Source organism: Streptomyces stelliscabiei (genome assembly GCF_014873495.1).
GTDB lineage: Bacteria > Actinomycetota > Actinomycetes > Streptomycetales > Streptomycetaceae > Streptomyces > Streptomyces bottropensis.
Map to the genome: position 1 here is coordinate 4877443 of NZ_JADBGF010000001.1, position 23361 is coordinate 4900803.

Consider the following 23361-nt stretch of genomic DNA (forward strand, 5'->3'; position numbering starts at 1 on the left):
AGGGGGTGAGCCCAGGTGATCCTCACGGTCACACTGAACACCGCTCTCGACATCACCTATCGCGTGCGGGATCTCAGGCCCCACGCCACACACCGGGTGACGGACGTGACCGAACGCCCCGGCGGCAAGGGGCTGAACGTGGCCCGCGTCCTCGCGGCACTCGGCCACGAGGTGACGGTCACCGGCTTCGCCGGCGGCGCGACCGGCCGCGCCCTGCGGGACCGGCTCACGCACACACCGGGTGTGGTGGACGCGCTGCTCCCGGTGGAGGGCGCGACCCGCCGCACGGTCGCCGTGGCCGACGCGAGCGGCGACACGACCCAGCTCAACGAACCGGGCCCGCTCATCGCACCCGCCGAGTGGTCCGCCTTCCAGGAGGCGTACGCCGATCTGCTGCGCTCCGCCTCGGTGGTGGCCCTGTGCGGCAGCCTGCCACCGGGGGTGCCGGTGGGCGCGTACGCGGGTCTGGTGCGTACCGCCCGCACGCTGTCCGTCCCGGTCCTGCTGGACACCAGCGGCGAGCCGCTGCGGCGCGGGGTGGCCGCCCGCCCCGACCTGGTGAAGCCGAACGCCGACGAACTGGCCGAACTGACCGGCTCCCACGAGCCGTCCCGCGCGACCCGTGACGCCCGCCGCCGAGGCGCCCAGGCGGTCGTGGCCTCCCTCGGCCCCGAGGGCGTCCTCGCCCACACCCCCGAGGGCACCTGGCGTGCCGCCCCGCCCCGCCGCTTCCGCGGCAACCCGACCGGAGCGGGCGATTCGGCGGTCGCGGGCCTGCTCTCCGGCCTCACCGACCACCTCCCCTGGCCCGCCCGCCTGGCCCGAGCCGTGGCCCTGTCGGCGGCGACCGTACTGACCCCGGTGGCAGGCGAGTTCGACCGTCAGGCGTACGAGGAACTGGTGGGGCAGGTGACGGTGACGGAGGAGGTCACAGCGGCGTGAGGCATCGGCCCGAAGGATCGGGCCTCAGGGCTTCCAGCCCTTTTCCAAGTACAGCTGGTCGAAGTTGACATCGCAGTCATTGCCCTCTTCACACGAGATCTTGATCTCGTTGCTGCCCTTGTTGAGCTGGATGGACGCGTAGGTGTTCGTCCAGCCCTTCTCGTAGTCGCCCTCGGGGCCCTTCGCGAAGTTGGCCAGGTTGAGGGCACGGCCCTGTGCGGTGCCGTTCACCGTGAGGGTGGCGTTGGCATCCTTGCCCGGGACGCCGTAGAGGACGTAGAGCGTGTACTTGCCACTCTCCGGAACGTCCTCCGCCTTCCAGGTGATGGACGAACCCACCGAGTTGAAGTTCCCGACGTAGAAGCCCCCGTCCGACTTGGCGCCGGGGACGTCGGAGGCGATGGCCGCGTTGCCGCCGAGGAGGAGGGTCTTGGCCTCGGCCTTGGGGAGTTCCTGGGCTTCCGCCTTCTTCGACTTGCTCGCCGACGGGCTGGGGTCGGCGCTCTCGCCGGTGGTCGGGGTCGTCGAGGCGCCGGTGTCGTTGCCGGACGCGTTCTCGCCGTCGTCGCCGCCGAGCATGGCGATGCCGATGCCGATCACGACCGCCGCCACGACGGCGATCGCGCCGATGAGGAGGCCCTTGGTGTTGGGGCCGCGGCCCCGGCCGCCGCCCCCGCCGCCTCCGTGGCTCTGCTGCCGGGTCGTCGGCGCGCCGCCGGAGAAGCTCTCGGGGGCCTGGTAGTGCGCGTTCGGCCGACCGGGACCCGCCTGCTGCTGGCCGTACCCCTGCTGCGGGACCTGCCCGTACTGCGCGGTGGCGGCCTGCGGAGCCTGCTGGGTCTGCTGCCCGTACTGGCGTTCACCGACCGGCCGGGCCCGGTTGACCGCGTTGGGGTAGCCGTAGCTCGCGCTGGGCGGCTGGGCTCCTCGGGCCTGTCCGTCCTCGTAGAGGTAGCCGAACGGGTCGTCGTCCTCGGGCGTGCTCGCGCCGTTGTTGCCGGGCGTCATCCCTAGGTCTCCTCAGCGGTGCGGTACTTACACGTACGGGTGGCGGGTTATTGCTTGGGGGTGTAGGAGAGCGAGCCTACCCGCTCGTGGTGACCCAAACGGGTGACTCGGACCTCATCACCCGGCCCACCCACCGGACACTAGCCGCTCTCTCGCCACCGCACGCCTCTGACCTGCGGATATCGCCCCATGTCTCCAGCGTCACTCCGGACGCTATCCGGCCCGCCTGTGCTGCCTGGGACGAGATCGTTTCTCGACGTACATCCGCTCGTCAGCTGATTTCAACACCTCGTCCGCCGTCATTCCGCAATGGGCCCATCCGATACCGAAACTGGCGCCTACGCGCATTGCGCGGCCGTCGACCCGAATCGGCTGAATGATCTCGTTGCGCAGGCGTACGGCGAGGTCCTGGGCGTCCGCGCGGCCGAGGCCGTCGGCGAGGACGACGAACTCGTCGCCGCCGAGCCGGGCCACCGTGTCACCGTCGCGCACACCCCGGCTGAGCCGCCGGGCGACCTCGATGAGGACGGCGTCGCCCGAGTTGTGCCCGAACCGGTCGTTGATCGACTTGAACCCGTCGAGGTCGCAGAAGAGCACCGCGAGCCCCTTGGTCCCGTCGTCCCGCTCGTCCTCGGGCGCGACGGTGTGCACATGGTGGTCGAAGGCGTCGAACGGTCCGCCGGCCCGGTTGAAGCCGAAGGCGTGCCCGCTGTGCCCCGCGGCCTCGTAGTCGTCGAACGACGGGTGCGGCAGCCGCGCCGCGTGCTCGTCGTGCTCCCCGAACTCGCCGTGCCCGGCGCCGAACTCCCCCTGCTCCCCGAACGGCCCGAAGGCCGCGTTCATCGAGTCGGCCGCCGCGCCGGCCGGGAGCGACTGGGGGCGCTGGCAGAGACGGGCGGCCAGGCGCGAGCGCAGCTCGGCCGAGTTCGGCAGGCCGGTGAGGGCGTCGTGCGAGGCCCGGTGCGCGAGCTGCAGCTCACGCCGCTTGCGCTCCTCTATGTCCTCGACGTGGGTGAGCAGGAAACGGGGCCCGTCGGCGGCGTCCGCGACCACGCTGTTGCGCAGCGACACCCAGACGTACGTCCCGTCGCGCCGCCCGAGCCGCAGCTCCGCGCGCCCGCCCTCGGCGGAGGTCCGCAGGAGGGTGCCTATGTCCTCGGGGTGGACGAGGTCGGAGAAGGAGTAGCGCCGCATCGCGGAGGCGGGCCGCCCGAGCAGCCGGCACAGCGCGTCGTTGGTCCGCAGGATCCGGCCGTGCTGGTCGCCGCCCATCTCGGCGATGGCCATGCCGGAGGGGGCGTACTCGAAGGCCTGCCGGAAGGATTCCTCGCTGGCGCGCAGCGCCTGCTGCTCCCTTTCGAGCCTGACCAGTGCTCGCTGCATGTTGGCGCGCAGGCGAGCGTTGCTGATCGCGATGGCGGCCTGGAATGCGTACATCTGGAGCGCTTCGCGTCCCCATGCGCCCGGTCGCCGGCCGTTGCGCGGCCGGTCCACGGACACGACACCGAGCAGTTCCCCGCAGGAGGCGCCGCCGGCGCCCGGGGTGTACATCGGGGCGAAGAGGCGGTCCGAGGGATGCCACTCGTCCTCGAACCGGGGGGCGGGGCCGTCGGTGTACCACTGCGGTACGTCGTCCTCGTCGAGCACCCAGCCCTCGGTGTGGGGTATGAACCGCAGGTCGCCCCAGGCCTCGCCCATGGTCAGCCGGCGTTCCCAGGATTCGCGGGAGCCGACGCGGCCGGTGATCAGGGCCTCGGCGGCGCTGTTCCCGGCGAGGGCGGCGACGACCAGGTCGCCGTCGGGGCGGACGAGGTTCACGCAGGCCAGTTCGTAGCCCAGGCCGTTGACCACGCCGTCGGCGACGGTCTGCAGCGTGTCGGCCAGGCTGCGCGCGGTGTTCATGTCCGCCATCACCTGGTGCAACTGCCGCAGCGTCGTCAGACGGACGTAGGGCTCCGAATCGGTTTCCATTCGCCCTCCCCCCGAGATCTCGTGGCAGCTCCAGGCTCCAGGTAACCTGCTTAACTCGCGGGCTTACTACCGCTTACAGTTCCCGCTTACAGCTTGCAGCGTCCCCGCCACTGAATCACAGCGCGAAGCCCACTCGGTACACAGGGTCAACAAAATATGGCTCCTGTGACTCAAGTCACAACAGAACATGAGCAATTGAGTGGAGTTTATGCGTTTCTCTCGTGCGCTTCCTGAACAGAATTCAGAACTCTGTGTAGGCGCTGCGCGCGGGGCTGACCGGGGCGGATGGCCGACAGCCGGGCCCACCTGGGTTCCTGGCATGAGCCCGTCAGTGACACCGTGGAGCGCCGCCGCCTGACGGCGGACGAGCCGGAGCGGGACAAAAGCGATCCCGACCGGACGCGAAACCACATGGAGGACGTCCGCGAGGGCGAGGACCTTCCCCGTGGACGGCCGGGGCACCACAGGCCTTCCACAGGCCTGTGGAAGGCCTGTGGGCCCTAGGTCGCAGGTCCGGGGGCGGATCGGGCGGGGGCCCGATGTGGTGGGCGCCGGCCGGGAGCTAGCGTGCGGGCGTGCCGAAGAACTCGCTGTCAGCCCCTCCCCCGGCTTCGCCCGGCCTTCCCCCCTCGGTACATGCTGAGGGGGTGAGCGAAGACGAATTCCGTGCCGCGATGTCCCGGCTGGCGGCCGGTGTGGTCCTGGTCACCGCGCACGAGGCGGCACTGGACCCGGAGGGACCGCGCGGCGAGGACGTCGGGATGACGGCCACCTCCTTCATGTCCGTGTCCCTCGACCCGCCCCTCGTCATGGTCAGCCTCCGCGAGGGCTCCCGGATGGACGACCTCCTCGCCGAGCAGCCGCTGTGGGCGGTCTCCGTCCTCTCCGAGCACCAGCGCACCGCCGCGGCCCGCTTCGCCATGAAGAACCGCGTGAGCGACCGCCTCCTCTTCGCGGACCTCGCGCACACCAGGGGCGGGATCACCGGCGCACCCCTGATCGACGGCGCCCTCGCCACCCTGGAGTGCCGCACCGAGCAGCGGGTGACCGCCGGCGACCACACCCTGGTCATCGGCCGGGTCCTCGCCTCCACGGCGGCAGGTACGAACCCGGGCCCGCTGAGCTACTTCCGGGGCCGCTACCGGCAACTGGCCCCGTAGGACGCGCCGCGCGGGACCGGTAGGGCGTGGCAGGGCGTGCGCGTGGGAACGGGGCGCGGGAAGCGGGCATGGGAACCGGGCATGGGAAGCGGGAGCGAGGGCCTCAGCCCCAGTCCCGCCCCTGCCGCCCCCGTTTGGTGTCGGACCGCTGCTTCTTCTCCCGCAGCCGCCGTTCGTTGATGCCGCGCGGGATACGGGTCGCCCGCCGCGGCTTGGGCGGCGGCGCGGTCGCCTCCGCGAGCAGCGCGGCCAGCCGGACGGCGGCGGTCTCGCGGTTGCGCCACTGGGAGCGGTGCTCGGAGGCCCGGACGCTGACGACGCCGTCGACGAGCCGCCCTGCGAGCCGCTCCAGCGCCCGCGCCTTCCACACCTCGGGCAGTGCCTCGGTGTTCGCCAGGTCGAACCGCAGCTCGACCTGGGAGTCACTGGTGTTGACGTGCTGCCCGCCGGGACCGGAGGAGCGGGAGAAACGCCACTGGAGCTCGGCCTCGGGAAGCGAGACGGAGCCACGGATGACGTGAGGACCGGACATGCCCCCATGGTCGCGCGGATGTCCGGTCCACGTCACGCCCTTTTCACCGCGCCCGGGAAGCATGAGTAAAGAAAGTAAAAACCGCTGGAACCTCTGGCGCCCCTCCCGACGTTCATAGGGGTACAGGTAGCTTCGTCCCCGGCACGAAGCCCCGTAAGGCACGTACGCAACGAGGGAAGGACTCCCAACCATGGCTGTAAGCCTGTCCAAGGGTGGCAACGTCTCGCTCACCAAGGAGGCTCCGGGCCTGACCGCCGTCACCGTGGGCCTCGGCTGGGACGTCCGCACCACCACCGGCACGGACTTCGACCTCGACGCCTCCGCGATCGCGGTCAACCCGCAGGGCAAGGTCTATTCGGACGGTCACTTCGTCTTCTTCAACAACAAGCAGACCCCGGACCAGACCATCGTCCACACCGGCGACAACCGCACGGGCGAGGGCGCGGGCGACGACGAGGCGATCAACGTCAACCTGGCGGGTCTCCCCGCCGACGTCGACAAGATCGTCTTCCCGGTCTCCATCTACGACGCCGAGAACCGCTCGCAGAACTTCGGCCAGGTCCGCAACGCCTACATCCGCATCGTCAACCAGGCCGGCGGCGCCGAGATCGCCCGCTACGACCTCTCCGAGGACGCGGCCACCGAGACGGCGATGGTCTTCGGCGAGCTGTACCGCAACGGCGCCGAGTGGAAGTTCCGCGCCGTCGGCCAGGGTTACGCCTCGGGCCTCGTCGGCATCGCCCAGGACTTCGGCGTCAACGTCTGACGTCTCCTGACCTCTCCTGACGGGCCGACGGCTCGGCCCCACGGCTCGGACTGACGGCCCCACGGCTCGGCCCGACGTCCGGAAGGCGCATCGCCGCCGCCCCGCCGCACGCACTGCCGAAGGCCCCGCCACGACACTGACCGTCGCGGCGGGGCCTTCGGCCGTCCCGGACGCGCGCGACCCCCGCCGCGAGTCCCGCTCACCCTCAGCTCACACCCGCCAGTCGGCGGAGTACTGGATGTGCAGTGAGGCGGGCACGCCCCGCCGGTTCCACGGGCGCGACCAGGGCCCCGCGCCCAGTTCGACGCAGTAGTGCTGGGCGTGCGGATGCTGGTGCGGGAACGACGGAGCCTCGTCGACGAGCCCGCGCAGGAGGGTGCCGTACTCGCGGAAGGCGGTGGGGCTGCCCACGACGAAGAGCGTGTGCGCGGCCAGGTCGAAGGCGAGATGGTCGCGGTAGGAGCGGTAGTGCCGCCGTTCGTGGCGGATGGCGTCCTCCTCCGGGAAGTCCCGCTCCGGCGTGCCCGTCGTCTGCGGCCTGCCCGCGTCGAGCCGTGCGCGCACCCGCTTCCACGAGGCGGTCGGAAACCCCAGGCTGTGGTGGAGCAGAACCAGGTCCAGCGAGACGGGTTCACCGTCGCCGGACGTGACGCCGTCGGGAGCGGGGTGGGCACGGATCGGCAGATGGACCAGCGACCGGGCGGACCGGGCGGCCAGCGCCCACAGGGCGACCAGCTGTTCCGCGCCGGCCCGGTCGGCGTACATCGACAGCCAGTGACCGTCGTCGCGCAACACCAGCCGTGCCGGGGACGGGACCGGCCGGATCACCCGGAACTCGTCGCCGCCCAGCCGGGCCTTGTGCACCCGCACCCGCTGCTCCACGCGCCTCCTCACCTCTCCACTCTCCACGGCTTCCGCGCGCCGCGCCGGGGAGAACTGTAGGTCCGGTCGGACCGCTCGGTCCCGAGCCACGAGCCGTTGTCGGACCCGGTCGATAGCGTGCGGGCCATGCTGCTCACACCCCTGCGCACCGCCGAGGACGGAACCGTCCCCGGCCCCCTCCTCACCGAACTCACCGCTCTGTACGCCTCCCACCGCGACTTCTACGCCCTGAGCGGTGACTTCCCGGACGCGAACGACATCCGGCCCGAACAGGTGGCCGCGGCACTGTCGGTGGAGCTGGCCGATCCGGAGGCGGAGATCCTGCTCGCGCGCGACGCCGGGGAAGACCGCGAGACCGGGCGGGGCGGCGAGGGGCGGCTCGTCGGGGTCGCCATCACCCTCGCCCGTCATCCCGATCCGGCCGACCCCGACCCGTGGATCGGGCTGCTGCTCGTCGACGCCACTGCTCAACGACGTGGATATGGAAGCCAGTTGGCGAGCCTCGTCGAGGAACGGTTCCGGCGGGCCGGACGCACCGCCGTACGGTTGGCGGTACTCGACAACAACCCCGGGGGCCTCGCGTTCTGGACGGCCCTCGGCTACGAGGTCGTGGAGCGCCGCCGGGACCGTCAACTGGGGCGCCCCTGCGTCGTGTTGCGCAAGACGCTGCGTACGGCACGGCAGGCCGCGCGGGTCGCCGTACTCGATCCGGACGGTGCGGTCTTCCTGTTCGAGTACCACAACGAGGAGGTGGGCTCGCACTGGGCCCTGCCCGGTGGCGGTCTGGAGGCCGGTGAGAGACCGCGCGAGGGCGCCCTGCGGGAACTGCGCGAGGAGACGGGCTGGACGGACGTGGAGCCGGACGCGTTCCTCCACACCTGGACCCATGACTTCACCCGCGCCGGCGTCCCCGTCCGCCAGCACGACCACATGTACGTGGCCCGCGGCCCGCGCCGCGAGCCGGTCGGCGGCCTCCTCGCCGCCGCGCGCGCCGAGGAGGGCATCCTGAGCTGGCGCTGGTGGACCCGCCAGGAACTCACCGAGGCGAGCGGGGCGGTGTGGCCGCCCGAACTGCCCCGGCTGCTCACGGAGTTCGAGGAGTCGGAGCGGTCGCCGCGCCGAGGGGACTGACTCCCCTCAGGCCCGAGGCGGTCTGCCCTCCCCGTACAGCCAGTCCTTCCAGACCGGGCTCAGGTCCGCGTCCGGAGCCGCCTTCCCGGCGAACGTCTCCACGTACGCCGTGAAGTCGGCCGTGTCCGCGTTGCCGTGGCGGTGGGCGGTCGCCCAGCCCCGGATGAGCGCGAAGAAGGCGTCGTCGCCGACGGCCTCACGGATCTTGTGCAGCACCATGGCCCCGCGCTCGTACACCGGGCTGTCGGAGATACGGGCGGCGCTCGGCGGCTTCGCGGGCGGGAAGTCCCAGACTGCCTCGCTCTCGTCGGCGTCCTGGAAGTACTCGCCCTCGTACAGCGCGTCGAAGGACTCCTGGGCGGTGTCTCCGCCGTGGTCCTCCGCCCACAGCCACTCGGCGTAGGTGGCGAAGCCCTCGTTGAGCCACATGTCCCGCCAGCTCTCCGGGGTCACGGAGTCGCCGTACCACTGGTGGGCCAGCTCGTGGACGAGGAGCGGGAGGCCGGGCACGCCGGGGAAGACGGGGCGGTTCTGGGTCTCCAGCGCGTACGCCACGTCCTCCGGCCGGTCGACGATCGCGCCGGTCGAGGAGAAGGGGTACGGGCCGAAGTTCCCCTCCGCCCAGTCGATGACCTCGGGGATCCGGTCCAGGACCGCACGGCTGTCCTCGGCCTGGGTGGGATCGACGGCGACGTACACCGGAAGCCGACCCGCGCCCCGGCCCGCACCCGCACCCGCTTCGACCGTCGAGCGCCTGATCTCGAACCGGCCGATCGCGATCGTGGCCAGATAGCTCGCCATCGGCTCGGCGACGCGCCAGGAGTACGTCGTTCGGCCGCCCTCGCCGGACTCGCTCGTCAACTCCCCGTTGGAGACGGCCCGCAGGCCCTCGGGGACGGTGACCGAGATGTCGTAGGTCGCCTTGTCGGAGGGGTGGTGGTTGCCGGGGAACCAGGTCATCGAGCCCGTCGGTTCACCGAGGGCGAGGACGCCGTCGGCGGTCGGCAGCCAGCCCTCCCGGGAGCCGTCCGGGTCGGTGATCGTCTCCGGGGTGCCCGAGTACCGCACCCTCGTCCGGAACGTCTCCCCCGCGCGGAGCCCGCCCCCGGGGGTGACCGTCAGCTCCTGCCCCGCCCGCTTCCAGCGTGCCGCCGCGCCCTCGACGGCGACCGACTCGACGTCCATCCCCGACAGGTCGAGGTTGAACGAGCCGAGGTCCCGTGTCGCCCGGGCGGTGATGACGGCGGTGCCGCGCAGGCTGCCGCCGGACCCGGCCCCGGACGGGGGTGTGTACCCGAGGGTGAGGGCGTAGTGCGTGACGTCGTAGCCGCCGTTGCCGAGCTGCGGGAAGTACGGGTCGCGCAGGCCCGCGGCTCCCTTGCCGGCCCCGGCCTCGCCACCGCCCTCGGCGCACGACGTGAGCGTGAGTGCCAGCGCGACGGTGAGCAGGGCGGCCGGGACAACCGGGGCGGATCGGGACACGTCGGCGATCCTATGAGGACATGACACCATCGCCTACGTGCTCGACATCGGCTACGCCCTCTCCAACCGCTTCCCCGACCCGCCGCAGACGGACTACCGCCGCGCCGACGTGTACGCGCTGCGGCACGACCTGTTCTGCGGGGACGTCTACCTCGCCGACACGAAGGCGGACCGGGAGCTGTCCACAGCCTGGGGATGGGTGCCGGTGCTGGACTTCGCGTGGGCGCTGTGCGACATCGTGGAGCGGCTCGACCAGGACCCCGCCGGGTCCCGCGCCTCCCGGCCCCAGCACGCGGAACTCGACTTCACCGAGTCCACCGACCGCATGCTCTTCGAGCGGCGCTTCGGCTGGGTGGACGTCGAGGCGGACTGGATGCGGGCCGAGGACCCCCCGCTGACCTTCTCCCACTCCGAACTCCGCCGCGAGGCCCGCGACTTCCTCCACGACGTGATCGCCGACCTCTGCGACCTCCACGAAACGCTGGCCGACAACCCAGCGATCTGGACCCTCCAGTCCCGCTTCCCGAGGATGCCGTAGGAAGCCTGCCCCGTTCGCCCGCGGGCCCGGTGGGGGCTGCACATGCGGGGTCGAAGGGGCGCAGCCCCTGGGGAAGGGACGGGTAGGGGCGGCGGGGGCGGGACACACCCCGGCACCCCGGAGGTCACCCCTCCACCCGAATCCCCATCTCCCCCGCCAACACCGGCGCCAGATCCATCAACTGCGCCGCACTGATCACGGCCCCGGACAACCGCTCCACCCCCCGCACGATCTCCACCGACGCGGCCCCCCGCAGATCCACATCCACGAAGCGCACCCCGGTCAGATCAACCCCCTTCAACGCACACCCCGCGAACGAGACCCGCTCCAACCGCGCACCCCCGAAATCCGGCTCGACCAGCACACAGTCCTCGAACACCACGTCCCGGAGCCGAGCCTCCCGCAGATTCAAATAGTCGATCTTCCCCCCACGCACCAGCACCCGCTCCAGCACGCCCCCATGCAACTGCACCCCACCGAGCCGCGCGTCCACCAGCTCCACATCCCGCAGCGTCGCCCCGGCCAGATCCGTCCCCACCCCCCGTATCCCGGTGAGAACGGAATCGAGCACCCGAGCCCGCTGCAACCGCGTCTCGTCCAGCGCGCACCCCGTCAGCGCACAGTCCATGAACCGCGCACCCCCGCCGTCCTGCCCGACGAAGTCCAGCTCCCGGAACTCCAGCCCGTCATAGTCCCCGTCGGGCTCCAGCTCCCCGCCCCCGAACACCTCCAGCACCGGCAACCGCACCTCCGGCCGCCGCGCCGCCTTCACCACCGACCTCGCCCGCACCATGCCCCCATCGTGCACCCCACCACTGACAATCCCCATGACCTGCGCGAACGCCCCGCCGAAACCAGGCCATGTCACATTCCGGCCCCCTCGACCCGTCGTAGGTGCGAACAGCCACCGACCCGGCCGGCACCGACCCGAGGGAGCCCACGCCATGCGCACCAGCCGAACCCCCACCCCCCTCACCGTCATCGGCGGCGGCTTCGCCGGACTCACCGCGGCGATCACCGCCGCGGAGGCGGGCGCGAAGGTCACCGTGTACGAGGCGCACCACACGCTCGGCGGCCGGGCCCGGACCACGGAGGGGCCGTACCGGACGAACGAGGGACCGCACGCGCTCTACAGCGGCGGCCCGCACTGGACCTGGCTCGGGCAGCGGGACCTGATCGGACCGCTCGCCCCGCTCCCGCCCCTGGAGACCGCCCGGCTCCGTCTGCACCACAAGGGCGCCCTGCGCCGTACACCACCGTTCGCCATGCTCAAGCTCCTGCGCCCCCGCCGGGCGAGCCGGCACGCGCCCGTCGACGTCGACTTCCGCACCTGGGCGACCGCACAGGCCGGCGAGGAGGCCGCGCGGGCCGCCGCCAACTACGCGGCGGTGGCGCTGTTCCACCACGACCCGGGCTCCCTGTCCGCCGCGTTCGTGCAGGAACGGCTGCGCCGGGCCACGAAGCTGCCCCCGGAGGCGCACTACCCGCGCGGCGGCTGGGCGAGCGTCATCGACCGGATGGCGGCCCGCGCCTGGAACCTGGGTGTCCGCATGGAGACCCTCAGCCGCGTCGACAGCCTCGACGCCCTCGGCGACCGGGCGGGCGGCGGGGGCACCGGCCCGATCGTGGTCGCCACCTCCCTGGACGCCGCCCGACGCCTGCTCGGGGACGACTCGCTGACCTGGCCGAGCGGCCGTACCGCCCTCGTCGACCTCGCCGTACGCACCCGTCGGGGCGACGCCTTCGCCGTCTCCGACCTGGACGCGCCCGGCTGGATCGAGCGGTTCACCGCGCAGGACCGCACGCTGGCCCCGGCGGGCGAGCAGCTGCTCCAGGGGCAGTTCCCGATCGGCCCGCACGAGTCGCGGGCCGACGGCATCACGCGCGCCGAACACCTGCTCGACCTGGGTTTCCCCGGCTGGCTGGACCGGGTCACCTGGCGCCGCGAGGCCACCTCGAACGGCCGTACGGGCGCGGTCGATCTCCCCGGCACCAGTTGGCGGGACCGCCCGGCCGTGGACCGGGGCGACGACGTCTACCTCGCCGGCGACCAGGTCGCGGCGCCGGGTGTCCTCTCGGAGGTGTCGTTCAACAGCGCCCTCGCGGCCGTCTCCCTGGCGCTGGGCAGGAGGTCGAGGACCCCCCTCGACCTGAAGCACGCCTGAGGCGCCCTCAGTGCCGCCCCGCCACCCGATCCGCCACCCGTGCCAACCGCGACGACTCCCCCTTGTTCGACGCCGCCTCGCGCCGGTCGGCGGCACGGTACGTGGCGTACATGCCCTGCACCCCCGCCCACCGCAGCGGCTCCGGTTCCCACTTGCGCACCCGGTGGTTCACCCACGGCAGCGAGGTCAGCTCGGTGGCCCCGGCCTGCCCGGAGTCCCGCAGGACGAGATCGCGCAGGGTGCGGGCGGCGAGGTTGGTGGTGGCCACCCCCGAGCCGACGTAACCGCCGGCCCAGCCGAGCCCCGTCGACCGGTCGAGGGTGACCGTGGCACACCAGTCACGGGGAACCCCGAGCACGCCCGACCAGGCATGGTCGACCCGCACCCCCGCCAGCGAGGGGAAGAAGCGCACCAGGATCTCGTACAGCGCCTCGATCGTCGCCGCCTGCGTACGCCCGTCGTTGTCCGTCCGCGACCCGAAGCGGTACGGCACCCCGCGGCCGCCGAGCGCGATCCGGTCGTCGGCGGTGCGCTGCGCGTACATGTACGCGTGCGCCATGTCGCCGAGCGTCTCGCGGCCCTCCCAGCCGATCGCGGCCCACTGCCCGGCCGTCAGCGGCGCGGTGGCGATCATCGAGGAGTTCATCGGCAGCCAGGTCCGCCGCTGGCCCCTGAGGTTCGCCGTGAAACCCTCCGTGCAGCGCAGCACATGGGGCGCCCGGACCGTGCCGTACGGCGTGACCGCCTGCCGCGGCCGGATCTCGGTCACCGGCGTCAGCTCGTGCACGGTCACCCCCAGCCGCTCGACGACGGCCGCCAGCCCCGTCACCAGCTTCACCGGGTTCAGCCGCGCCCCGTGCGGCGTCCACGTCGACCCCACCGCGTCCGCGACCCTGATCCGCTCGGCCGTCTCCCGCGCGCCGTACAGCTCGCGGTCGTCCTCCCCGTACGCCCTCTCGTGCTCGTGGAAGGCTCGCAGGCGGCTCAACTGGGCCGGGGTGCAGGCGACTTCGAGCACTCCGCCCCGGTGGATGTCCGCCTCGACACCCTCCTCGCCCGCCACCCGCACGACCTCGTCGACGGTCTCGTTCATGGCCCGCTGCAGCCGCACGGCGGCCTCCCGCCCGTGCAGCCGCGCGTACCGGTCCCGCCCCGCGACCCCGTTGTAGAGCCAGCCGCCGTTGCGCCCCGAAGCCCCGTACCCGCAGAACTTCTGCTCCAGGACGACGATCCGCAGATCGGGTGCGGCCTTCTTCAGGTAGTAGGCCGTCCACAGCCCGGTGTACCCGCCTCCGACGATCACCACGTCGGCGGACGCGTCCCCGGCCAGCGGCTCCCTCGGGACGGGGAGGCCGGTCTGCGCGTACCAGAAGGAGATCCCGCCGTTGACGGTGCCGGCCATCGCGTCCGAGCTGCTCATGGCGGGACGCTAACCCCTGCCGAGGGCCTCTGTCTCCTACGGATTTCGTGGCCTGCGTGCCGTCGCGGGCCGGAAATCGAAGGCGCTTCGGGCGGGCGCACCCGTAGGGTCGCCCGCATGACCGAAGCCATCCCGGTGCCGGAGGAACTGGCCGCCACGCTGGCGATGTTCTTCGAGGAGAAGGGCCGGGCCTTCGCCGCCGCCCTGCCGGGCCTGGCCGCCCGGTTCCTGGACCACTGGGGCCTGCGCCCGGACGGACCGGCCATGCACGGCATGTGCGCCCTGGTCCTGCCCGTGGTCCGCACGGCCGACGCGACCCCGGCCGTCCTCAAGCTCCAGATCCTCGACGACGAGAGCGCGGGCGAGCCGGTCGCCCTGCGCGTCTGGGACGGCGACGGGGCGGTACGGCTCCTGGACCACGACCCGGAGACGGGCAGCATGCTGCTCGAACGCCTCGACCCGGCCCGCATGCTGTCCCACGAGCCCGACACCCACGCGGCCATCCTGGTCATCGCCCGCCTCCTGGCCCACCTGACCGCCACCCCGGCCCCGCCGGGCCTGCGCCGCCTGGCCGACATCGCGGCGGACATGCTGGACCGCACGCCCCCCGTGCTGGCCCGCGTCCCGGACGCCGTTGACCGCCGCCTGCTCGCGGACTGCGCGGCGGCGCTCCGCGAGGTCATGGCCGAACCCGGCGACCGGCTCCTCCACTGGGACCTGCACTTCGACAACGTCCTGGGCGCCGACCGCGCCCCCTGGCTCGCCATCGACCCCAAGCCCCTCGCCGGCGACCCCGCCTTCGACCTCTGGCCGGCCCTGAACAACCGCTTCGACCCGGACGACGTCCCCTGGCGCTTCGACGCGATGACCGACGTCCTCTCCCTGGACCGTGACCGCGCCCGAGCCTGGACCCTCGCCCGCCTCCTCCAGAACGCCCTCTGGGAGATCGAGGAGGGGCGCCCCCTCGACCCCGACGACCTGGAACTGGCCCGCCGACTGCGCTGACCCACCCCCTGGGCCGCGACGTCCCGGGCCGACTCGCCCCCGACACGCGGTCCCGGGCCGCCCCCGCGACCCGGGACCCGCCGTCACTTGCCGCTGCCGCCGGGGACGCCGATGCGGGTGATCCGGTGGTCGCGGTCCAGGTCGACGACGAGCTTGACGGTGCCTCCCATGCCCCAGGTAAGGGTGACGGCAACCTTGTCAGCGGTGGCGCCGTTCTTGACCGTCCACTTCGCCGGGACGTTCTGGGCGTGCAGGATGCCGTCCGCGTTGTTGCGGGCCTCCCACTTCTCCACCTTGCGGAGAGCGTCGGGGCGGACGTAGAACTCGCGGAGTTCGGTGGTCAGCCTGCCGTTGTCCGCGTCGAGCTGGGCGTCGATGTAGGCGCCGTAGAAGTCGGCGACCCGGGTCACGTTGTCCGACGACTTGCCACTGATGGTCCGCTGCGCGACGGCACCCGCCGTCGTCCCTCCCGTGGTCGCCTCCGCCGACGCGGTGAGCCCCAGCGGGAGGACGACGGCGGCGACGAGGCCGGCGATCAGAGCGGTGCGGCGGACGTGCTTGCGGGTGGTCGTGTTGCTCTTCATGAGTGAGTTCCCCGATGTCGTGTGGCGTTGGATCGAAAGTGCGTCGCGGTGTACGGGGCGGCCCCTCGACCCCTGGTGAGGGGCGGCTCCGGCGACACCCAGAGCTTCGGCGGCCCGCCGGACCCACCACAACGGCCGGCGGCCCACCCGCAACGGTGGAACCGTCCCAGGCCCGCTGACCTCTCCTCTTGGGGAGTGCCTGGGATGCCGTCCTGGGATGCGAGTCAGGAGGAACCGGTGTCGTCCCAGGACGAGGTGGAGGAGTTCGCGGCGCTGCTACGGCGTCTGAAGGCCCGTACGGACCGCAGCTACGCGGCGCTCGCGCGCCACCTGAACATGAACGCCTCGACGCTGCACCGGTACTGCTCGGGCGAGGCCGTGCCGCTCGGCTTCGCGACCGTGGAACGTATCGCCGCGCTGTGCGAGGCCACCCGGGCCGAACGGGTCGAGCTGCACCGGCGGTGGGTCCTGGCCGTGGCGGCCCGACAGCGGTCCCGGACGACGCCCACCCCGGCCGCACCGGCCGCCACCGAACCCGCCGCGGCGCCGGCCGAAGCGGAGGCCCTAGCCCAAGCGGAAGCCGCAGCCGTTGAGATCGTGTCCGGGGGCGGGGGCGGGGCGCCCCCGGCCCCCGTCTCCACGACGACCGCCGACACCGCGCCCGTGGCAGCTACGGCATCGGGCCGCGTACCGCGACAGCCCTGGTACAGGCACCGCATCGCGCTCGCCGCCGCTGTCGTGGCCGCGCTGACAGCCGCCCTGGCCGGCCTGTCCGCCCTGACGTCCGCCACGACGACCGCGAAGACGGCGGGCACCCGGCACGGCTCCCCGACACCGTCCGCGCCCGCCTCCCCCGCACGCGGTCTGCCGTCCCACACCCCCGCACCGAAGGCGTCCACCGCGGGCGACCGCTCACCGACCCCGTCCACGAGCCCGCCCGCGAGCCCCTCCGCGGACTCCCCCGCCAAGAAGACCGTCTCCGCCGCCCCGCCCCTGACCTGGACCGTGAACTCCCAGCTCTGGGCGACCGGTTGCGACCACGACTACGTCATCGACAAGGCGCCCCGCCAGGTGCCCCCGCCCCCGCTCCCGCAGGACGCCGCCCCATGGGCGCGTTCGCAGGGCGCGGTGCACGGCGGCCAGACACTCGTGGACATCGCCGTGCAGGGGCGGACGGACACCGCCGTCGTCCTGGAGGCCCTGCGCGTCCGCGTCGTGGGCCGGGCGGCCCCGATGAAGGGCACCGTCTACTTCACGGGCCAGGGCTGCGGCGGCGACCTGGACCCCCGCTCGTTCGCGGTGGACCTGGACATGGACCGCCCGGTCGCCCGCCCGGCCCAGGGCCCCGAAGGCGGAACGGGCACCCCGGCCACCCGCATGCCCTACCAGGTGTCCGCGAAGGCTCCCGAGGTCCTGATGGTCGACGCCCGCACCGTCGACTGCGACTGCCGCTGGTACCTGGAACTCGACTGGTCCTCCGAGGGCCGCACAGGCACCGCACGCATCGACGACCACGGCACCCCGTTCCGCACCACCGGCATCGAGGGCCTGCCCCAGTACTGGTACGCGAACGACGGCTGGACCCCCACGACCTGAACCACGACGAAACCGGCGTCTGAGACCACTCCTGGGACCGCCGACAGCCGAGCGGCCCGCACCCGACGTCGCCGCCGCGTCCGCTGAACGCAAAACCCCAGGCCAGAGAACATCTGGCCTGGGGCAGCAAGAGAGCCCCCTGTCGGATTCGAACCGACGACCTACGCATTACAAGTGCGTTGCTCTGGCCAGCTGAGCTAAGGAGGCGTGGCCCCTCGCGGGGGCGCCCGTGCAGTGTACCCACGTCACAGGGTGTGCTCGTCGAAAATTTCCGCGAAGTTCACAGGGGTCGAGGTACTGACAGACCAGGTGAACGACAGGTACCGTCCTGACCCAATCCACTCCCGTGGACTACACCACCGTGGATCCGTCCGCGGTGGATCACCACCTTTACTCGGATCGTCCGGCACGTTCCTGCCGGTGAAGGGGGCCTACGACCCATGGCCACAGTTTCGTTCGACAAGGCGACCCGCATCTACCCGGGTTCCACCAAGCCCGCCGTGGACGCGCTCGAGATCGAGATCGAGGACGGCGAGTTCCTCGTCCTGGTCGGCCCGTCCGGTTGCGGCAAGTCCACCTCGCTCCGCATGCTCGCGGGGCTCGAGGACGTCAACGGCGGCGCCATCCGCATCGGTGACCGCGACGTCACGCACCTGCCGCCGAAGGACCGGGACATCGCCATGGTGTTCCAGAACTACGCGCTCTACCCGCACATGACCGTCGCCGACAACATGGGCTTCGCGCTCAAGATCGCCGGCGTCAACAAGGCGGAGATCCGGCGGAAGGTCGAGGAGGCCGCGAAGATCCTCGACCTCACCGAGTACCTGGACCGCAAGCCGAAGGCCCTCTCCGGCGGTCAGCGCCAGCGTGTCGCCATGGGTCGCGCCATCGTGCGTGAGCCCCAGGTCTTCCTCATGGACGAGCCGCTGTCGAACCTCGACGCCAAGCTCCGTGTCTCGACCCGTACGCAGATCGCGTCCCTGCAGCGCCGCCTCGGCATCACCACCGTCTACGTCACCCACGACCAGGTCGAGGCCATGACGATGGGCGACCGCGTGGCGGTCCTCAAGGACGGTCTGCTCCAGCAGGTCGACACCCCGCGCAACATGTACGACCGCCCGGCCAACCTCTTCGTCGCCGGCTTCATCGGCTCCCCGGCCATGAACCTGGTCGAGGTCCCGATCACCGACGGCGGTGTGAAGTTCGGCAACAGCGTCGTCCCGGTCAACCGTGACGCGCTCAAGGCCGCCTCCGACAAGGGTGACACCACCGTCACCGTCGGTGTCCGCCCCGAGCACTTCGACATCGTGGAGCACGACGGCTCCGTGGCCGCCGCCCTGTCGAAGGACACCGCCGACGCCCCGGCCGGCCTCGCCGTCACCGTCAACGTCGTCGAGGAGCTCGGCGCCGACGGTTACGTCTACGGCACCGCCGAGGTCGGCGGCGAGACCAAGGACCTCGTGGTCCGCGTCAACGGCCGCCAGGTGCCCGAGAAGGGTGCGACGCTGCACGTCGTGCCGCGTCCGGGCGAGAACCACGTGTTCTCGACCTCGACGGGCGAGCGCCTCTCCGACTGACCCGGACACGGCGCGTCCGTGACCGTGCGCGAAACCTCCAGCCCGGGATAAATCACCCAGGTTGACGAAGAAGGCCCCGCAAACATTCGCGGGGCCTTCTTCGTTGCCCTCAACTACCCCGGCAAATAGGTTGTTTTCGACCAGTGTGCGTCAACCTGCCACCCGGAAGACGGAGCTTCGACATCCCCCGTACCGGTGACCTAATGTCGCCATATCACTACCCCGCGCTACCCTCACTCGCGTGAAGCACACCCACACCCACACGCAACGGACGCGCCACGGCCGCGGTCCCGCCCGCAGGATCGGCCGCTCCCTGGCCCTGGTCCTGCCCGTCGTCATGGTCCTCTCCGGCACCCTCGCGGTCACCCGGGTCAACTGGTCGGGCACCGACCCGGCGGAGTCGATGCTCGCCGCCTCGGAGGTCTCCCAGCGCGCCAAGACCCGCGCCCCCCACGAGGTGCTGCGCGACAAGCTCCTCGTGGAGCTGCAGGAGGAGAACCCGGGCGTCGCCCTCACCCACCTCCAGCAGGCGGTGAACGGCCGCCCGGCGCTGGCCAAGCACTGCACCTCCATCGCCCGCGCCCTCGGCCGCGCCGCGGTCCGCGCCTACGGCCCCACCCGCGCCCAGTCCTTCGCCCGCCCGGTCTGTGACACGTCCTTCGCGACAGGAGTGGCCGCCCAGTTCAGCTGAGACAGTGCGACGCATCGCCGGTGACCGCGCGACGCACCGCTGAGGGCCCCGCAGTGCCGTAGAGAGCTTCCAGCGGCCCCAAGGGGCTCCCAGAGGCTTCCAGTAGGCCCACCAGGCCCCGCAGGATCCCCGAGGGCTCCAGGCGCTCGGCATCCCCGTACACCGATCCCAGGGCCGTGCTCCCGCGAACGGGGCGCCACGTACAGTTCGGGCATGACCGATCCGAACGCCGCGTCGCGCCCCGTTCAAGCCGTGATCCTCGCCGGTGGCCAGGGCTCACGGCTGCGTCCGTACACCGACGACCGGCCCAAGCCCATGGTCGAGATCCCCGGTACGGGCACCCCGATCATCGGCCATCAGCTCACCTGGCTCGCCGAGGAGGGAGTGACCGACGTGGTCGTCTCCTGCGGCCACCTCGCCGACGTCCTGCAGAAGTGGCTGGACTCGGCCGACCTGCCGGTCCGCGTCACCACGGTCGTCGAGACGGAACCCCTCGGCCGAGGGGGCGGCCTCAAGTACGCCGCCTCCCACCTGCCCCACCCCGACCGCCCCTGGTACGCCACCAACGGCGACATCTGGACCCGCTTCTCGCTCCGCGACATGGCGGACTTCCACACCGAACGCGACGCCCTCGCCACCCTCGCCCTCGCCCGCCCCCGCATCCCCTGGGGCGCGGTGAAGACGGACGGCTTCGGCCGCGTGACGGACTTCATCGAGGCCCCGCCGACGACGTACGAGATCAACGCCGGCGTCTACGTCTTCTCCCCGGAGTTCACCGACCTCCTCCCGGCCCGCGGCGACCACGAACGCACCACGTTCCCCCGCCTGGCCCGCGAACGCCGTCTGGCCGGCTTCCCCCTCCCCCAGGGCGCCTACTGGCGAGCCATCGACACGGCCAAGGACCTCACGGAAGCAGCCAAGGAACTGGCAGCCCTGAGCCGCTGAACGGCGCACGGCGCAGCCGCTCTCCAGCCGCCTCCCCCGCCCCACCGAACACGGCAGTGGGCCCCGCGCCAAGAAGCACGCGGGGCCCACCAGCACATCGGCACAGCCGACGGAACCTACCCGAGCAGTCCGCCCACCAGCCCAGGCTGCCCACCCGAGGAACTCCCCCCGGTGGACCCCCCGTTGGACCCGGTGGCCCCTCCGGTCGCACCGCCGGAGGCCCCTCCGCTGGAGCTGGGCCCGGCAGTGGTGCTCGGCACCTGCTCGACCGGCGTGGTCTGCTGCGGCGGCGCCTGCCCCGCCGTCCCCTGCGTCTGACTCGGCTGCCCGCCGGTGACCGCCCCGGTGGACGGCGCGGCGCCCGGCGTCGTGGCCGCCTGCGAAGGCGTCGCCGAGGTCGCGCCCGCCGACGGCGAGTTGGACGCGCTCGGGCTGTTCTCGCGCCGCGCGCTCGGCTCATCCGGCAGCGGCGACCCCGGCAGCTCGTTGCGCGGCGCCTCCCCGGGCCCGGGGACGACGATCCGGTCGGCGTCGCGCACGGCCCCGCCGAGCACGGACCCCACGAGCAGCGTCAGCCCGACGACGATCGCGGCGACGAGCGCGCCCCGGCGCAGTACGTACCGCCGCAGCTCCCAGATGTCGGCGCGCGGCCCGAGCGTGCGCCAGGCGCCGCCCGCGAGCCGCCCGTCGACGGAGTACACCGGCGCGCCCGCGATGATCAGCGGGGACCAGGCGGCGAGGTAGATGATGTCGGGCGTCTCGTAGACGGGGACGGTCTTCCAGCTGACGGTGACGAGCAGCGCGGCCGACAGCAGCGCCCCGACACCGCCGGCGACCCGCTGCCAGAGTCCGAAGACGGTGAGCACGCCCACGATGACCTGGGCGAAGGCGATGACGAGCCCCGAACCCACCGGGTGTTCGAGGGCGAACTGCCGCAGCGGCTCGGCGACTTCCCACGGGTGCAGCGTGTTCAGCCACTTCACCATGGAGCCGCGCTTGCCGCCGTCGAAGTAGTGCGGGTCGCAGAGCTTGCCCATGCCGGCGTAGGCGGAGATGAAGCCGAGGAAGACGCGCAGCGGCAGCAGCACCACGCCGAGGTTCATCCGGCGCCCGGGGTAATAGGCGTGCCGGACGGGCTCGTTGCCGGTCCGCCGCCCGCCGCGCTCGCCTTCGCCGTCGTCGTACGGCTCCGCGAACTCCCCGTCGGCGTAGGCGTCCTGGCCGTACTCCGGTTCGTCGTACGTGCTGCCGACGGTGCGCATGGCGGGCAGGAGCCGGGTGCCGTCGGCGGCGTGGTCGCCGTGGGTGCGCTGGCTGCCCACGAGGGGCGTCTCGACGGTCTCGACGGTCAGGTCGGCGCCGTAGCGCCCGCTCGCGTCGCCGTAACGCCCGCCGCCGGTGTCGTAGGCGCTGCCGCCCACGCCGTCGAGGCGGGGGATGACCTGCGTCGACCCGGTGTCGCCCAGCGGGTCGGCCCCTCGGCCGACGCCCGCGCCGCGTACCGCCTGGAGGAGCCGGTGGGCTCCGGTGTCGTCGGGCGCGGACTTCCCGCTCCAGACGACGGGCGCGCGCCGGCGCCCGGCGGCGGGCGCGCCGGAGCGCCCGGCCGTGCCCGCGACCGGGATGCGCGCGGTGTCCTCGCCGACGCTCAAGTGCCGTGCGATGCGCGGGGACGCCCGCGTGGAGACGCCCAACTGCACGCGAAAGCTCGCGTGGTTGACGATGACCTGCGCCGGATCGCTCGGCACCTTCACCATGCTCAGCGCGGGAGCGTCGTCGAATCCCGAGTCGAATCCCGACGAACGGTCCCCCGTGGGTGTGCGGGGTGTTCTGGTGTCCACACTCATCTAACCGAGTGACGTGTCGTTAGGACACTGCTTTGACCGCCCCGATCTGTCCGGACCCCGTCAAGGTCGTCCGGAACACCCCGAACCCCCAGTTGGGGCCCGGTTTCACACCCGTCACACCGACGGAACTACGCCCGGCGCCGAGCCGCCTCGTAGAGCACAACTCCCGCCGCGACACCGGCGTTCAGCGACTCGGCCCCACCCGGCATCGGGATCCGCACCCGGTAGTCGCACGTCTCGCCCACGAGGCGGGACAGGCCCTTGCCCTCGCTGCCGACGACGATGACGACCGGACCGCCGAGGGCCTCCAGGTCACCGATCTCGGTCTCGCCGTCGGCGGCCAGACCGACCACCACGACACCGGCCTTCTTATAGGCCTCCAGCGCGCGCGTCAGGTTGGTGCAACGGGCGACGGGCGTACGCGCGGCCGTGCCGGCGGACGTCTTCCACGCGCCGGCGGTCATGCCGGCCGCGCGCCGCTCGGGCACGACGACGCCGTGGCCGCCGAACGCGGAGACCGACCGGACGACGGCACCGAGGTTGCGCGGGTCGGTCACGCCGTCGAGGGCGACGATCAGCGGGTCCTGGCCCTCGTCGTACGCGGCGTTCGTCAGGTCCTCGGGGTGCGCGTACTCGTACGCCGGAACCTGGAGGACGAGACCCTGGTGGTTGAGCCCGTTGGTCATGCGGTCCAGCTCGGGGCGCGGCGCCTCCATGAGGTTGATGCCGCCGCGCTCGGCCGCGAGCTGCAGCGCCTCGCGCACCCGCTCGTCGTTGTCGATGAACTGCTGGACGTACAGCGTCGAGGCGGGCACGCCCTCACGCAGCGCCTCGACGACGGGGTTGCGTCCGACCACCATCTCGGACGTGCCCTTGCCGCCCCGGCCACGCGGCGCGGGACGGCGTGCGGCCTGCTTCGCCTTGGCGTTGGCGATGCGGTTCGCCTTGTGCTTCTTGCGCATCTCGGCGGGCGGGGTCGGGCCCCTGCCCTCAAGACCCTTGCGCCGCTGGCCGCCACTGCCGACCTGCGCGCCCTTCTTGCCGGACATGCGGCGGTTGTTAGCGGCCATGACCTACCCGTCTCTCAGAAGCGTGTGTGCGTACGCGTCGGGCGTACGT

The 23361-nt window shown here is 72.3% G+C and carries 21 protein-coding genes and 1 tRNA gene; 11 read left to right on the plus strand and 11 right to left on the minus strand.

All coding sequences use genetic code 11. The annotated features are described in order from the left end of the window. Positions 1–15 precede the first annotated feature (15 nt). Positions 16–942 carry a 1-phosphofructokinase gene (locus H4687_RS21480; protein WP_046916796.1) on the plus strand — a complete coding sequence of 309 codons (927 nt, stop codon included), beginning with the start codon at positions 16–18 and terminating at the stop codon, positions 940–942. 24 nt (positions 943–966) lie between these two features. Here H4687_RS21480 and H4687_RS21485 read toward each other — a convergent pair whose 3' ends face one another. After that, positions 967–1950 carry a carbohydrate-binding protein gene (locus H4687_RS21485; protein WP_046916795.1) on the minus strand — a complete coding sequence of 328 codons (984 nt, stop codon included), beginning with the start codon at positions 1948–1950 and terminating at the stop codon, positions 967–969. A 213-nt stretch (positions 1951–2163) separates the two neighbouring features. After that, positions 2164–3921, minus strand: coding sequence for a diguanylate cyclase CdgB (gene cdgB / locus H4687_RS21490; protein ID WP_046916794.1), 1758 nt, complete (start codon positions 3919–3921; stop codon positions 2164–2166). Between the two features lie 647 nt (positions 3922–4568). On the opposite strand from cdgB, the gene H4687_RS21495 reads away from it, so the two are divergent. Continuing rightward, the gene (locus tag H4687_RS21495; RefSeq protein WP_046916793.1) at positions 4569–5081 is read left to right on the plus strand and encodes a flavin reductase family protein; all 513 of its coding nucleotides are present in this window, start codon (positions 4569–4571) and stop codon (positions 5079–5081) included. Between the two features lie 103 nt (positions 5082–5184). Here H4687_RS21495 and arfB read toward each other — a convergent pair whose 3' ends face one another. Next, a complete protein-coding gene (gene arfB / locus H4687_RS21500) occupies positions 5185–5613 on the minus strand; it encodes an alternative ribosome rescue aminoacyl-tRNA hydrolase ArfB (RefSeq protein WP_046916792.1) in 429 nt (142 codons plus the stop codon). Positions 5614–5803: 190 nt separating this feature from the next. Here arfB and H4687_RS21505 point away from each other — a divergent pair, with 190 nt between their 5' ends. Next, on the plus strand, positions 5804–6379 hold the full coding sequence (locus tag H4687_RS21505; RefSeq protein ID WP_005486352.1) for a TerD family protein: 576 nt from the start codon (positions 5804–5806) through the stop codon (positions 6377–6379). A 210-nt stretch (positions 6380–6589) separates the two neighbouring features. Here H4687_RS21505 and H4687_RS21510 read toward each other — a convergent pair whose 3' ends face one another. Further along, entirely contained in the window at positions 6590–7261 is a 672-nt protein-coding gene (locus H4687_RS21510; RefSeq protein ID WP_046916791.1) for a hypothetical protein, read from the minus strand. A 126-nt stretch (positions 7262–7387) separates the two neighbouring features. Here H4687_RS21510 and H4687_RS21515 point away from each other — a divergent pair, with 126 nt between their 5' ends. Continuing rightward, complete coding sequence (locus H4687_RS21515; protein WP_046916790.1) at positions 7388–8392, plus strand: bifunctional GNAT family N-acetyltransferase/NUDIX hydrolase; 1005 nt, start codon at positions 7388–7390, stop codon at positions 8390–8392. Positions 8393–8398: 6 nt separating this feature from the next. Here H4687_RS21515 and H4687_RS21520 read toward each other — a convergent pair whose 3' ends face one another. Beyond that, a complete protein-coding gene (locus H4687_RS21520; protein WP_046916789.1) occupies positions 8399–9904 on the minus strand; it encodes a M1 family metallopeptidase in 1506 nt (501 codons plus the stop codon). A gap of 7 nt (positions 9905–9911) precedes the next feature. Between H4687_RS21520 and H4687_RS21525 the strand changes: the two genes are divergently transcribed. After that, positions 9912–10412, plus strand: a complete 501-nt coding sequence (locus H4687_RS21525; protein WP_046916788.1) for a hypothetical protein — start codon at positions 9912–9914, stop codon at positions 10410–10412. Between the two features lie 124 nt (positions 10413–10536). On the opposite strand, the gene H4687_RS21530 is transcribed toward H4687_RS21525, so the two are convergent. After that, positions 10537–11241, minus strand: a complete 705-nt coding sequence (locus H4687_RS21530) for a pentapeptide repeat-containing protein (RefSeq protein WP_179860088.1) — start codon at positions 11239–11241, stop codon at positions 10537–10539. A 115-nt stretch (positions 11242–11356) separates the two neighbouring features. Here H4687_RS21530 and H4687_RS21535 point away from each other — a divergent pair, with 115 nt between their 5' ends. Further along, positions 11357–12577, plus strand: coding sequence for an FAD-dependent oxidoreductase (locus tag H4687_RS21535; RefSeq protein WP_046916787.1), 1221 nt, complete (start codon positions 11357–11359; stop codon positions 12575–12577). A 7-nt stretch (positions 12578–12584) separates the two neighbouring features. Here the strand turns inward: H4687_RS21535 and H4687_RS21540 are convergent, their stop codons facing one another. Next, a complete protein-coding gene (locus tag H4687_RS21540) occupies positions 12585–13997 on the minus strand; it encodes an NAD(P)/FAD-dependent oxidoreductase (protein WP_046916786.1) in 1413 nt (470 codons plus the stop codon). Positions 13998–14114: 117 nt separating this feature from the next. On the opposite strand from H4687_RS21540, the gene H4687_RS21545 reads away from it, so the two are divergent. Next, positions 14115–15002: an aminoglycoside phosphotransferase family protein gene (locus H4687_RS21545; RefSeq protein WP_046916785.1), complete on the plus strand. Its 888-nt coding sequence runs from the start codon at positions 14115–14117 to the stop codon at positions 15000–15002. Positions 15003–15085: 83 nt separating this feature from the next. On the opposite strand, the gene H4687_RS21550 is transcribed toward H4687_RS21545, so the two are convergent. After that, on the minus strand, positions 15086–15586 hold the full coding sequence (locus H4687_RS21550) for a hypothetical protein (RefSeq protein WP_046916784.1): 501 nt from the start codon (positions 15584–15586) through the stop codon (positions 15086–15088). A 237-nt stretch (positions 15587–15823) separates the two neighbouring features. Between H4687_RS21550 and H4687_RS21555 the strand changes: the two genes are divergently transcribed. After that, positions 15824–17182, plus strand: coding sequence for a helix-turn-helix domain-containing protein (locus H4687_RS21555; protein WP_063784595.1), 1359 nt, complete (start codon positions 15824–15826; stop codon positions 17180–17182). A 133-nt stretch (positions 17183–17315) separates the two neighbouring features. Here H4687_RS21555 and H4687_RS21560 read toward each other — a convergent pair. Beyond that, a tRNA-Thr gene (locus tag H4687_RS21560) sits at positions 17316–17389 on the minus strand. A gap of 233 nt (positions 17390–17622) precedes the next feature. Between H4687_RS21560 and H4687_RS21565 the strand changes: the two genes are divergently transcribed. The 3 genes from H4687_RS21565 (at position 17623) to H4687_RS21575 (ending at position 20395) form a co-directional block, all read left to right on the plus strand. Continuing rightward, positions 17623–18759, plus strand: a complete 1137-nt coding sequence (locus H4687_RS21565; RefSeq protein WP_046915791.1) for an ABC transporter ATP-binding protein — start codon at positions 17623–17625, stop codon at positions 18757–18759. A 241-nt stretch (positions 18760–19000) separates the two neighbouring features. After that, positions 19001–19450 carry a hypothetical protein gene (locus tag H4687_RS21570; RefSeq protein WP_046915792.1) on the plus strand — a complete coding sequence of 150 codons (450 nt, stop codon included), beginning with the start codon at positions 19001–19003 and terminating at the stop codon, positions 19448–19450. 213 nt (positions 19451–19663) lie between these two features. After that, a complete protein-coding gene (locus tag H4687_RS21575) occupies positions 19664–20395 on the plus strand; it encodes a nucleotidyltransferase family protein (protein ID WP_046915793.1) in 732 nt (243 codons plus the stop codon). A gap of 116 nt (positions 20396–20511) precedes the next feature. Here the strand turns inward: H4687_RS21575 and H4687_RS21580 are convergent, their stop codons facing one another. Continuing rightward, positions 20512–22236, minus strand: a complete 1725-nt coding sequence (locus tag H4687_RS21580) for a DoxX family protein (protein ID WP_050399274.1) — start codon at positions 22234–22236, stop codon at positions 20512–20514. 134 nt (positions 22237–22370) lie between these two features. Then, positions 22371–23312 carry a 23S rRNA (guanosine(2251)-2'-O)-methyltransferase RlmB gene (rlmB, locus tag H4687_RS21585; RefSeq protein ID WP_046919033.1) on the minus strand — a complete coding sequence of 314 codons (942 nt, stop codon included), beginning with the start codon at positions 23310–23312 and terminating at the stop codon, positions 22371–22373. Positions 23313–23361: the final 49 nt, after the last annotated feature.